The 12,905-nt window shown below is 53.2% G+C and carries 7 protein-coding genes; 1 reads left to right on the forward strand and 6 read right to left on the reverse strand.

The genetic code is table 11. The features are described 5' to 3' along the window. Window positions 1-7 precede the first annotated feature (7 nt). The 6 genes from K7P01_RS31895 to K7P01_RS31920 all read right to left on the reverse strand — a co-directional run bounded on the left by K7P01_RS31895 (window position 8) and on the right by K7P01_RS31920 (window position 11,475). Window positions 8-2,797 (reverse strand): IPT/TIG domain-containing protein, encoded by a 2,790-nt coding sequence (locus K7P01_RS31895; RefSeq protein ID WP_267298659.1) that lies wholly within the window; start codon window positions 2,795-2,797, stop codon window positions 8-10. Window positions 2,798-3,053: 256 nt separating this feature from the next. Beyond that, window positions 3,054-4,631 carry a hypothetical protein gene (locus K7P01_RS31900; RefSeq protein ID WP_267298660.1) on the reverse strand — a complete coding sequence of 526 codons (1,578 nt, stop codon included), beginning with the start codon at window positions 4,629-4,631 and terminating at the stop codon, window positions 3,054-3,056. A gap of 191 nt (window positions 4,632-4,822) precedes the next feature. Then, window positions 4,823-8,095, reverse strand: coding sequence for a TonB-dependent receptor (locus tag K7P01_RS31905; protein WP_267298661.1), 3,273 nt, complete (start codon window positions 8,093-8,095; stop codon window positions 4,823-4,825). A gap of 148 nt (window positions 8,096-8,243) precedes the next feature. Beyond that, entirely contained in the window at window positions 8,244-9,275 is a 1,032-nt protein-coding gene (locus K7P01_RS31910; protein WP_267298662.1) for a FecR family protein, read from the reverse strand. Window positions 9,276-9,332: 57 nt separating this feature from the next. Further along, window positions 9,333-9,941 carry an RNA polymerase sigma factor gene (locus tag K7P01_RS31915; RefSeq protein ID WP_267298663.1) on the reverse strand — a complete coding sequence of 203 codons (609 nt, stop codon included), beginning with the start codon at window positions 9,939-9,941 and terminating at the stop codon, window positions 9,333-9,335. Between the two features lie 151 nt (window positions 9,942-10,092). Then, window positions 10,093-11,475 carry a zinc-dependent metalloprotease gene (locus K7P01_RS31920; RefSeq protein ID WP_267298664.1) on the reverse strand — a complete coding sequence of 461 codons (1,383 nt, stop codon included), beginning with the start codon at window positions 11,473-11,475 and terminating at the stop codon, window positions 10,093-10,095. A gap of 268 nt (window positions 11,476-11,743) precedes the next feature. Here K7P01_RS31920 and K7P01_RS31925 point away from each other — a divergent pair, with 268 nt between their 5' ends. Further along, the gene (locus K7P01_RS31925) at window positions 11,744-12,415 is read left to right on the forward strand and encodes a hypothetical protein (RefSeq protein ID WP_267298665.1); all 672 of its coding nucleotides are present in this window, start codon (window positions 11,744-11,746) and stop codon (window positions 12,413-12,415) included. The last annotated feature ends 490 nt before the right edge of the window (window positions 12,416-12,905 follow it).

Below are 12,905 nucleotides of genomic sequence, written 5' to 3' on the forward strand. Positions count from 1 at the left end.
GTTGATATTATTTGCCCGGCCGGGCTATGGGTCCTAGTCGTTTCACCGGCTGTCGTGAAATCCTGTTTACCTTCATCGAAGAGAACTTCCCGCCACGGGCAGACGCCCCGCCGGCATCCTCTACCACCAACCCGGCGCGCATGCCGCCATTCAAAGGATCAACAAATAACTCCGATTGTGTTATATTGGTATATACTTCTTCCACTTCAGCCGATCCGTCATATTTCTGACGGAACACCGAGGCCTGTGTTTTAGCGTCGTTCGAAAATTCCATCCAGTAGACAAAATCATCGCCCGTATCCAGCGAGATGCCTAAAATCTCGCGGTTGCGCGTCGCCAGCGTCGTCATCCCTCCCGAACCATCGAGATTACCGGCCTTGATGGTGTTGTAGCCGTCCAGCACAAACAACTGCCCGCTGCCGACGTCTACCTTTACATCGATAGGATAGGTCAGTCCATCGCCTTCATCGAACAGATCCGTAAGCCCGCTGCCGTCTACTGCACCCCGCAATACTTTGAAAGGAGCAATGTCAGGGTAACCGCTGACAATGTACAATGCATCGGCTTCCGGCTCGTACGAAACGCCGGTCGGCAAAATTCCGTGAGACCCGAAATCATAGAGCATCTCCAGCGCACCGGAACCATCCATATCACCCCGGTAGAGCACGTTTACATAGTCCGTTATATAGACCTTCTGGTGCGCGATGTCGAGCGAGAGGTCGAGGACCTGACCGATCCCGTGCTCACCGGAATAAAGCACCTGGTAGCCCGACTGATCGTAGTTGGCCCGCGCGACCGCGGATGGTCCTCCCGTCACGTCGTCGGCGAAATAAGCTTTCTGTCCGGCAAGATCCAGTGTCAGGGTATATATCGGCTGCACGGCCGAGCTCCGCTCGAAGAGCGTCGACTCAGAGGGTGGGTCGTTCGTCCGCCGCCTGACTGCGAATTGGGGAGCCGCGTTCTCCGTATAGAGTATATTTCTGACCGGCGCGCCACCCGGCTTCACCGTAAAAGAAAGACTGTTGGACGTCACCCCAAATGCCGTTAGGGTAATGTTATACACTCCTGCCGCAACGTTGGGCACGTAGACTGCCACCGTGTTGGGATTGACGTCGCCCGGATTTACCAACACAGCCGTTTCCGTACCGAACCGCACGATGTTCTTAACTTCTTTACTGTGTAATTCCGTACCGGTGATCGTCACAATCGTGCCGGGTGTACCCTCCGTTACATCGATCGACTGCAGCACAGGGTTACCCGCCACCTCGAACGGTATCGTGTTGCTGGCGCGGCCACCTTGTATGACAAATAACGAGTAATCGCCTGGTATCAGATTCTCCGGAACCGTTGCCACGAACTCGGTCGCTGTAACGGAGCTTACGGTAAACCGTACATTGTTTTCGGCGCCCAGCACCAGGCCGGCTGCGGCATTGAAGTTGCCACCCTTTACCGTAATGGAGGTACCAGGTCGCGCGCTGGCCGGTGAGACCGCCGTCAGAAACGGAAGCGCCACGGAATTGATCGTATAGGTCGGCGCAACACCGGTCTTACCATCTTTCGTGACCGTCACCGGGCCCGTAATGGCCTGCGGCGGTACTTCCACAACGAGTTGCGTAGGCGAGGCGCTGATGATTGTAGCCGTGGCGTTGCCGGCGAAACGCACGGTATTGCCCGAAGCCGTCTCGCCGAAATTTATACCGTCCAGTTGCACGCGGCTGCCTGCGCTGCCGCTGCGCGGCGACATTGCCAGCACGATCGGCGTTCCCTCGGAAGTCGCCGTAAACACCGGCCCCGGCGTTTCACGACCGTTTACCGTGATCGAAACCGGACCGGTCGTGACGCCCGCGGGTACCGTAACCAATAGCTCATTCGTGGTAGCCTTCGTGACGACAGCCTGCTGCCCGTTGAAGCGGACAATGTTATCTTCTGCTACCGGGCTGAAGTTATGACCTGACAGCGTCACCGCGATGCCTGCATAGCCACTCAGGGGAGTCATCTCGGCGATGTTAGGATAAATCAGGAAATCCTGCGGTGTGGTCAGTATAAGTTCAGTATTGTTGATATAGTTCCGAATCGTAATCGGGCCATCGGTCGCGCCCACAGGAACCACGACGCGTACTGTGCGCGCGCCGCTTCCGCCCAGGGTGATCGTTGCCGGAATACCCGGGGCAAAGTGGATATTCTGTGCATTCATGCCCCGGCCTTGTATTTCAATTGTATCGCCCACCACGCCGTGCGTGGGAACTACCCTGTAAATCACTGACGGCTTCACCGTAAACTGCGGCCCGTTTACGCCCATTACGGACACGGGACCGTTTTCGGCACCTTGCGGCACAAGCACTGTCAATTCTGTTTTAGAAGACCGGAGTGTCGGGGCTTCCACCCGACCCAGCTTCACATGATTTCGTACCGCGTTGCGCTGAAAGTTCTCGCCACGAATTACCAGGCTGTCACCCACCCAGGCGTCCACTGGCGTCACTTCGTCAATCACGGGCGGATGTACTTCGACCGACGGCGCCGTGGCCATCTCGACATCCAGAATATCGACGATCATTTCACCCGACTGTGCACCGTCGGGTACTTCCACAAGAATCTTCTCCGTCGTGGATCCGGGCAGCGAGTAGGTCACTGCACCCCCGGTAAACGTAATTTCGTTGTAGTCAAATCCCGGGCTGAAACCTTGCCCGGATATTTCAATCGTATCGCCGAGCTGCACCTCCGACGGCGTAATGCTGAAGATTTTCAGCGGAGGAAGATTTTCTTCTTCCTGGCAGGAATAATAAACCAGTAAAAGCATAACGATCCCCGGTATGGCAAGCAAACGCGCCACGCTCCGAAGGGGGCCGGACAAGAATGAAAACATAGTATGTATATATTTATGCAAAGATTTCAAGTGGTTAATGTCCTTACGATGATGATCGGTCATGCTCTTTTTTAGTGTAGAAAAAGAAGCAGACTGCCTTACGGGGCAGCACTGCTTCAGGATTTCTCAGTCCAGGTTCAAGTCAAAGGCAAATGGTGTTGGTCACCGGAGTTGTTGTTGTTGTTTGTTCTTACAGGATGTTAACGTCACCGTCGTTCGGATATGACGCTGTTTCAGGCTGCCAGTTGATCCAGCCCGAAGATGTGTTCCAGCCATTGTCGTCGGCAACGCGACGAGCACCAATGTAGTAGGTAGTGGTCGCAGTAGTCGAAGTTGTGTTCGCAGTAAAGAAAGCATTGATTGCGTTGGCGTTTGTACCTTGCGTCAACACCGGCGATGTATAGGTGCCAGAGGTAGCGAGGGGTGTGAAGTTCACAGCGGTCAGCAACCAGGCTGTAGACGACAGGCCGCTGGCGCGATAGATACCACCGTTGGTCGCATTCGTAGCCGCGCAAACCGTAGCGGAAGTAGCTACGTTCGTAGCGCTCACAGACCAAACATTGTTCGGAGCAACAGGCTCAACCACGATCGGAGTCGCGATAGACTGAGGACGTACGGCCAGGTTGTTTCTGAAGATCACGTCGCCAGGGGCTGCAACCGCAGGAGTCGAAAGAATCGAAGCAGGATCCGCGTAAACCTGGTTTCTTTTCCAGCCTACAACAATCGTGTTGTAAACATCGATACCAGTTCTTCTGCGAAGATGCAGACCGTCGTTATACAGTGAGTTGTACGTGTTCGAGCATTGAATAGGACCGATAACCGTGAAGTTGCTGAAGATCGCAGACGTGCGCGGAGTAGCCGTGCTACCAGTTCCGTCGTTGTCAGACTCGAAACCGTTCGAAGCAGATACATCGGCAGCGGCAGGGTCGCGTGATACAACGCCAAACTGTACTTTACCGGAATAACCGAAGTCAGTATCGAAGTCATCGTCCAGGTTCTTGTGCGAGATCAGGTATTTAGCGTTTACAGTACCGCCGAACCACTCGAAGCCGTCATCAGCACCAGACGATACTTGCACGTGATCGATTACTGTACCGCTGCCTACACCGGCCATCGTCAGACCGTTTTTCTCGCTGTTGGCAACACCCGGCAGTGCGATACCGCCGAATTCGATACGCACATAGCTGAAAGTACCCGAAGATTCGCCGTTGAAGCTATCGACGTTGCTACCATACGTAGGCGCAGGGCTGGTGGGGTGCGTGATGTCATTGGGGAAACCCTCTGCTTTGATAGGAGCTGTTTGGTTTACACGAGCCCGGCCCAGGAGGTAAATACCACCCCAGTCGCCGCGTGCACGCGTGCCGGCATCGGCAGTGCTGGTAAAGATGATCGGGCTGGCCGCCGTACCGGTGGCATTAATCTTAGCGCCCACTACGGCCGTCAGGGAAGCACGCGATGCCTTCTGGCCACGAATGGTTGTACCGGCAGCGATATTCAGCTGCTTGGTGGCAGGAACACGAACGTCGCCGCAAAGGCAATACAGTGTATCCTTCACCCAGTTCAGCTCGCCGTCTTTCAGGTTATACATAATGTCAGCCTTAGCCTTGCAGGCAGCCAGGTTGGCAGCGCCAACATACTTGATAGGCAGGTTGATTTCTTCAGAAGCAACAGCGCCAGGCTTTACATCTTCTGCTGCATCCTGACATGAAAACATACCCGTCGCCAGGGCAGTCGCGCATACAGCGCTTAAAAGGAATTTGTTTTTCATTGTGTCTTAATTAAGTTTGTATTAAGTTTAATTATGGAACTGGACTGAGTTCCGTATTTCATTGTGTCATTGCGCCCCGTTTCGCCGCGGGGCGCAATCTTTTTTAGGTTGTTGGTTATATTTTTTCACTCATGGTCTTTTCATCATGGTTCATTACACACCGCTCCGCCGCATGTTATACCTGCCTTGCCTCAGAAGGTCAGGTTGATTCCCAGCATCCAGTAGCTGCCGGGTTTGTATCGCTGAAATGTATAGTCCTTGTAGGGCAGCTTTGTCCACCGATCCGGATTGTATTTCTCGTCGCGGTCGTAATCGCGGTATAGCTTGCGGGGTTGATTCAGAATATCCTGAACGCCGGCGCGAAATTCCAGCTGCTTCGTCAGCTTCTGGCGGTACGTCAGGTCGAGCACGTGCCGGGGCATTTCGTAGGTGGCGGGAAAATTATAGGTTCCTGCATAGACCAGCCGTTGCCCCAGCACATTGTATAACAACGAGATTTTCGTACCCCACTCGGGATGTTCGAAATACAGGCCTGCATTGATAACATATTTGGCCGTACCCTCCAACTGGCGCTCTTTGGGACGCGAGTCGCGAAAGTTGCCCGGTTGGGTGGCGAACAGGCTGTCGGCAAACTCTACCTCGCTATCCAGCAAGGCCAGGTTGGCGATCGTCGAAAAGTATCGCGCCCACCGCACCGGCAGAAAATTTAACCCCTGACGAATCTCCAGCTCGACGCCCTGTACCCTGGCGTGGGGCGTGTTAGAAAAAAACATCTGCTCGTTTTTGCCGTCGGTAGAAATATAGGGCTCGATGGCGTCTTCGATGCGCTTGTGGAATACACCCACCGAAATGAACTCCGATTCACTGGAGTACCACTCCACCCGCAGATCATAATTATCGATCCGGGCATCCACCAGCTGGCTGTTACCGCTTTGCAGAAGCTCGAGCCGCGGATCGTTCACCGCAATCGGAACCATCTCCCGGTAGTTCGGGCGGTTAATCGTCTGGCCGAAAGCCGCACGTACCACGACATCTTCCCGGATGTTATACTTCAGGTTGATCGACGGCAACCAGTACGACGCCGTGCGGTCTACCACCGTCGAGTCTGCCCGGAGCCGGAGGATATAAGGCGTCATAATTTCCAGGTCCTGACGCTCGTACCGAACACCGCCGTAAGCGCTCAACCGCTTAGGAATTATAGGAAGGTTTACTGCGACGTATCCCGCAACGATGTTACCCGTAAACCTATATTGTCCCGATAAATAGTTATTGTCGAAAATAAACAACCCGTTGCCACCTTCTCGAAAATTATCCGGATTGAACACTTTCTCGGCATCAAACTGGTCAACGCGCTCCCCCTCGGCCGTTGTCAGGTAACGCGGCAGCTGGTCGGGGTCCGTGCTGATGTTAATTAGCCGGCCGTCGATGTCACGCGTCTTCTTCTCATCGAATGCGCCCACCTTCACCGAGATATCTTTCCCGAATTTCTTTTCATAATCCAGGAAGCCAGTAAAGTTCTCTTCGTGCGAATCAGAGTAATACAACGAGTTGGCAATGGAAAACGCGCCTAGCTGATTTCCCACCAGCAGAGAACGTTTCTCATCCTTCTCGCCATTGCTGCCTTGCAGGTATAACATCCGCTGCCCCGGCAGCTCGTCTTTCGAGACACTGTAACCACCGCTCCAATTCAGCTGGTGATCATGCTTTTTTCCGAACGTATGGTTGCCTGCCAGCTGCGCGGTGAGTATAGAGCGGCTGCGGTAGGTATAAAACACCTTGGTAGAATAGCCCAGGTCGAGGTCGTTGATGTAGTTGAAACCGTCGCGCACGTAGGTCTCGTCAGAGCCTAGCTGGTTAAAGATCCCCTTCAGCTCCAGCGAGTGGTTGGGATTGATGCGCAGCCGCAGGTTCTGCAACAGCCCCCAACGCGCACTTTTACGACTGATCGTGTCTTCGTAAGACCGGGCATCGTTCAGCTTCCCTTTTTCATCATAATACCGAGACGGATAAAAATTCTGGTTGATGATCTGTGTGGTTTGCGTGGTATTGATCGACGTCAGATTATTCAGTCGCATTTTGCCCAGCATCCACGAGTCGTAGTAATTAACGCCGGCCCGATAGTCGAGGGGCGCCTTATCGCGCTGCAGGTTCCAGCGGCTGTACAGCTTCTTACCCCACTGTGCGTTGGCAGCCAGCTCTTCCGACGAAATCAACATCAGCTTACGGGTGCGGCCATCGGCGTTCACCTGCTCCGGCGATGTGCCGGGAATTTGGAATATTGCCGGGAAACCGTCGGGCAGCGCACGCGTGCCATCGTCTTTGCCCAACCAATCGCTCCCACCACCATCATAGGTATAATAGTCCTTGCCGGTGCTCTGGTCGCGTACCCAACCCGACAGGTTGATTTCGAACTGACGGGCAATGGCGGTATTCTTCGTTTCTACTTTAATCACGCCACCGGCCCAGTCGGCCAGCAGGTCGGGCGCCGGACTGCGGTATACCGTCATTTTGTCGATCATGTTGCTGGGCAATAGATCATAAGAAAAAGCACGCCGGTCGGTTTCCGAGCTCGGTGCAACCATGTCATTCAGGATGGTGAGATTATACCGCTCGTGCATGCCGCGGATATTCACAAAGTTGTTGAGCACCGATACACCAGGAAGCCGACGGGCCACCTCACCGGCGTCCTGATCGATCGACCGGTTGATCTGCTGTGCCGAGATTCCCGTGATGATGATCGGCGACTGCCGGATGGAGCTAACCATTGCACCTTCGTTTGTCTCTACGACATTGCCCGACAACACGCCGTTTCCGATAATCTCAATGGACTGTAGCTCGGTCTTGGACGTGCTGAGCTTATGGTCGATCTGTGTAACCTGCCCGGCCTGCACGTGCACATCGCGTAGCACCGATGTTTCATATCCGATATACGACACCGCCAACTGGTATATACCCGGTGTCACGTCTTTGATTTCATAGTGACCATTCACGTCGGTGCTGCCGCCCAACGATGTGCCGAGTACACGCACGCTGGCGCCGATCAGAGGCTCTCCCGACTGGGCATCCGACAGGATACCCTGCACCGTACCCTTAGCCTCTGCGCGGGGTGGTGGCGATAGTTTATAGATGACAATGATACCTTTGAAATCGCGATACCCCAGCCCTGTACCTTTCAATACCTGGCGCAACGCGTCGACCACGCTTACATGATCCCGCTCGAAGGTAATGCGGGTGTTTTTATTGAGGTCGGCGTCGTTATAGGTAATGCTGAGGCCGCTCTTTTTGCTGATCTCGTCCAGCGCACGGGGCAACGGTATACTGGTGAAATGAATGGAGATAAAGATATCTTCTTGCGGATCAGGAGTAGGACTGGCTTGGAGCCACAAGGGCAACAAGCACAGTCCCAGGAACAATAGTAGGTTAGGAAGTTGGGTTAAAGAGGTCTTTGTAGAAAATAGCATCATATATAATTATTCGACAGGCTTTTTATACACAGTTAAAGACGACAGTGCCGCGCCGGTGAAGGCAAACGAATCTCAGGCCACACCGAAATGCCGGGTAGCGTCACTATTTTTCGAACGACTAAAATCCTGGAGCAGCGTCGGCCGACCGCTAGCGGCAGCTGCTCTGTGTGTGAATTACTACTTTACTACCGTCCAGGGTATAGGTGATCTTACCGGTAATCTGTAAGGCCTCCAGCACATCGCGCAACGAGATCCCGGCGTAGTAATCTGCGGTAAAAGAACATGTGGCACTCGTTGTCGGTGGCTGCACCGTGATCGAGACCCCATACCAGCGTTCTAATGTTAAAACCATTTCTATCAAAGTCGCTTGCCGGAAGACCAGGCGCCCCTCACGCCACGCCGACACCTGCCCCACGGCAATGGAGTCGCCGCACACGGTATGGTCCACACGGTCGTACCACACCCGGTGATTAGGCGTTAATCGCGTCAGCTCGCGGTCATGCTCCAGCGAATCCGATATGCCCACGGCCACCTTACCTGTCGCGACCGTGACATAGATCGGCTCATCCGCATGCGGATACGCCTTGACATTAAAAGAAGTACCCAGCACCCGCGTATAAAAATTGTCGACGTGCACAAAGAAGGGCTTACGCTCGTCGTGCGTCACTTCAAAGAAGGCCTCGCCGCTCAAATATATATTACGCGTATCGCCGCGGAATTTTTCAGGAAAGCTCAGGCGTGAAGCCGTATTCATCCATACCCGGCTGCCGTCTGGCAAGCGCACCGAGAGCTGTTGGCCGGGGGCCGTGGTATACGTAATGGTTTCAATGGGATCGATGATGTCCAGCACATCGTGGCGGAACACATACGCCGCACCGGCGAGCAACATCAAGACTACACTGGCAGCGGCGTAATACCAGGAGAACGGTATTGCCTTTCGCACGCCAATGCGCCGTTGTATCCGGCTGTAACGCTCTTTCGAGAGCACGCTGAGATCGTCGGAAATGCCCTCCGGAAGCTCCGCCCACTTCGCCTGCATGAATGTATCAAGGGCTTGCTCGAGTGCCGGGTCCGCCATGTGTTTACGAGCCTGCCGTACCTCTTCCGGCGAACAGGCGCCGGCCAGATACTTTTCCAGTAGATCTTGAATGGCTGTCGGTAATTTCACAGGTTCTTGCATGTACATTCATATTACACCACGCAAGGTACCTGAGGACTATTGGCCGCTACATTATGTTTATGCTAAGTATGTTAACAAATGAAGCACAACAATCATATTGATATTCAGATCGACGTTGGCGCTTAGGAAATCGCGCACATACTTCATCGATTTAATCATTTGGTTGCGTACTGTGTTGCGAGAAATACCCAGCGTTTCGGCAATCTCGTCATAGCTCATGCCGTCCAGGTGATTCATTTTAAAGATCGAACGGCGTTGCGTCGGCAAGTTTTCAATAGCTTTGTCCATGATGCGATGGTAATCGTTCAGCACCACGCGCTCTTCTGTCAGGTCACGGCTAACTTCCATGGAAAAGCTATAGGTCTTGCGCTGTCGGGCCAGCCGCGTTTCCTGGCGCAGGACGTTCAGAATCTTATTGCGCGTCATTCTATATAATAGAGCGCCGAGTGGCAAAGAAGTGTCAATTTCGGCACGATACTCCCACAGGCTCACAAACACGTCCTGCAGAATCTCTTCGGCAAGCTCCTGCTGGCGGGTAAATTTAAGCGCATAGGCATACAGCCTGGCTTCGAACCGCCGGAACAATTCCGCCAGCGCAGGTTCATGACCAGCTCTTAATAAAGAAACCAGTTCCCCTTCCAAACAAGTGGCCAATTTTGTTGTCATGGTTGCCTAGATTATCGGGTTTGATCGCTATCGGTGCTATACAATGTTAGAGCATTACTATGTTTCAAATCTTACAGCAAAATTAAGTAAGCGTTAATACTCCAAATTCTTGATTCAAAAATCTCTATTTGAGAAAATTCTCTATACAATGCTACCTTAAAATTTCAAGCCTGCGGGTTATTACCTGGGTAGCCGACCGAATTACCGCTACATAAATACCCGGCGGTACATGTGCCACCGGAATCTGCGCCTTGCCTTCATCATACACACCTTCCTGCACCTTGCGGCCCATGACATCGTAAATCGCCACCGAAAAAATTTCTTCCGAGCATTGTATGACCAGGTCGTTTCGGGCCGGCACGGGGTACAAGCTTATAGTGAGCGGTACGTCGAAGCACGAATGACTATTCAGGTAATCCGTGATCGCCGCTTGCGCCACGCTACTGAACGTCAGATCTCCGCCGAGGGAGGGGCACATCAGGGTGTGCACCACGTCGCACGCTCCGAGCTCGTGTAAGGCCCCCAGTAAATGTCCGATCTCGTGTGCCACAGCAATCGTTTCAAAGGCTGGATTGTCACGTGAAAAATATCCATAAGCATACGATCGATCTTCGCATGCCTGCCCCTGGTAGGCGCGGCCCACACTCCCCGAGGGTATAGTAGTCGTGTTGAACAAAAAGGCCAGGTTGCGCGAAACCGTGGTGTGCCGGCTATTCCATTCGGTGCGAAATTGCTCCAATAACTGCAGACTTTCGTTTGACTTATACGGATCTTCGTCGACGGCAAAGGCGTGCTGATACGTCACGCGAAAGGTTACACCAAAATCGCGCTCATAGAGTCCTTCGATCTCATTGAGAACCTCGAGAATATGAGCATTGGTTTCTTCGCCGCGGGTTATGTAATAATTATAGGAAGCTTCCGTGGCAATGAGCAACTGCCCACCCACCGGCGTTTCCGCCGCGACGTGTACCCGTGCTACAGCTGCCTCTATACCGCGATCAACCACAGTTTCGCATAAAAGCTGTTCCCGACCGACGGCGTCGGCAGGATATACTATATATAAATGAGAATCCGTACCGGGTAAAAAGTTCCGCACCGGTCTTATAAACCGAAGGGTGTCCTGCCGGACAAAGTACCCGGACAGTCCGCCGTCGCCCACGCTAACCCGCACCGGCTGCCGCCGGTCCTCATGATAATATCCTTTAAACCATCGTGTAGAAGCATAGGTTTCCTCGCGCTCTCCGTGACCCGTGGTCACCACCGCGTGATAGTCTGCGTTCCGAAGATCGTTCGGTTCGAGCATCACGTCACCCGCCGTGCCGGATGCGTCAAGCGACAATCGAAATGTGCCTGCACGTCCCGCCACAGCCGGCGCAGGCCCTTCCAGCAGCACCAGCTCGTATGCCCCAAATTGCGTATCCAATACGGCCTGTATAGAGGCATCGGGCTTCACTTTACGCGTCAACAGCACGGACTGCTGCGCCTGCAACGGCCATCCGAACAATACCAAAACGAGGGAGAGGAAATTTTTCATGGTACACAAGCAGACGTGAAATCATGCCACCGCGACGCCCGCGCCCCGCCAAACACCTATAAAATTAGGTAAACCGGCCCGTTGCGCCAAACTTTCCCACATGATCATGCGTGAATATAGTGTTAAGTTTCGGCTGTAACTTTTGTTCTATTGCAGGTGTTCTCACCTCTTCTGAATTTTGATACACCTGCCGTTGCGTTGGGCGCAAGTCCATGCCCGAGCTCTTTCATATCGGATATACATACCGAATCTTCAACCTGCTTTCATTATGAAAAAATCTATGTGTCGTTTTTCCATTGCCCTGGCTTCCGCCGCCGTGTTTATCCTGTGCTACACGCCGGCATCGGCGCAATACGCCAGCGCGCGCCGAACAACCACGCCCACGGCTACACGTTCCGCAGCGCGGCAAGCTTCGGGAAAAGCATTTCCCACGTGGGCGCTGCAGGTCAACCCTCTCGGCCTGCTGCAATTCGGTCCCATTGTACAAGCCGAGTTTAAGGTCTCCGAGCAGGGCCACTACCTCGCGCCGCATGTGCGATTTCCCTACTTCGGCGTATTATATCATGTCGCCACGATCGATGGCGAGGACGACGTAACGGTATCACCGGGCGCATTAGGTGTCGGCATGGGGTATAAAAAACTATTTGCAAATGCAACCGGCGCCTGGTATATTGGTGGAGCCCTCGACTATTCGTTTGGCAAGAGTGAGTCCGACGGTCGCGTGAAGTGGGACAACGAATTCAGTTACCTGAATCTCATGGCCAACGGTGGCTGGCGCTGGCGCAATCCTGACAGCCGGTTTGTGTTTGGCGTCGGCGCGTTCCTCGGCCCGTCGATCGCATTGAAAGATGATACTACGTATACGGACGGCCGCGTAGAAGACGAACGCGAGTCGAGCTTCCTGGGCATGCTGGAGCTGACACTCGGCTGGGAATATTAGTAAGAGACCCATTGGCCTATTTTTCGGGAGGGTGGCCTGCCCCTCCACGCGTTACATTTCCCAAAAATTCGCGGCAGACGCATAAATCAAGCCGTGCTTTCTTGCCGCTGCTGGACAGTCGGACCATAAATCCGCAAAACAGCCACACAACGTCTCTATATCGCTCTTATATTATATACACAATATCCCCCCTAAATTCTGATCAATTCCCACTATAATGAAGAGATAACCTACTGATGATATACTAATAAGCCACTCTATACCCAGACCTATAAAGGTCTGGGTTATCTTTTGCTTGTGAATACATTGTGCGTACATTGTGTCTTCCTATTATTGGCAGTATATAGAAAGTAGCTATCTTGGTCGTAGAAGTATGGCCCAAAGTCGTTGCGACCCTGACGACGTTAGCTAGTTATTTCGTTAACCAACATACCCTAACAATATGGCATTCTTAGAAGAACTGCAATTCACCGGTAGTCTCGGTGACCTC

It is taken from the genome of Parachryseolinea silvisoli (genome assembly GCF_021190955.1).
GTDB classification, from domain to species: Bacteria; Bacteroidota; Bacteroidia; order Cytophagales; family Cyclobacteriaceae; genus Ohtaekwangia; species Ohtaekwangia silvisoli.

Coding starts and splice junctions, on each gene's coding strand:
- K7P01_RS31925 (WP_267298665.1), top strand. CDS start 11,744: ATGAAAAAATCTATGTGTCGTTTTTCCATTGCCCTGGCTTCCGCCGCC.
- K7P01_RS31895 (WP_267298659.1), bottom strand. CDS start 2,797: ATGCTTTTACTGGTTTATTATTCCTGCCAGGAAGAAGAAAATCTTCCT.
- K7P01_RS31915 (WP_267298663.1), bottom strand. CDS start 9,941: ATGACAACAAAATTGGCCACTTGTTTGGAAGGGGAACTGGTTTCTTTA.
- K7P01_RS31900 (WP_267298660.1), bottom strand. CDS start 4,631: ATGAAAAACAAATTCCTTTTAAGCGCTGTATGCGCGACTGCCCTGGCG.
- K7P01_RS31905 (WP_267298661.1), bottom strand. CDS start 8,095: ATGATGCTATTTTCTACAAAGACCTCTTTAACCCAACTTCCTAACCTA.
- K7P01_RS31920 (WP_267298664.1), bottom strand. CDS start 11,475: ATGAAAAATTTCCTCTCCCTCGTTTTGGTATTGTTCGGATGGCCGTTG.
- K7P01_RS31910 (WP_267298662.1), bottom strand. CDS start 9,275: ATGCAAGAACCTGTGAAATTACCGACAGCCATTCAAGATCTACTGGAA.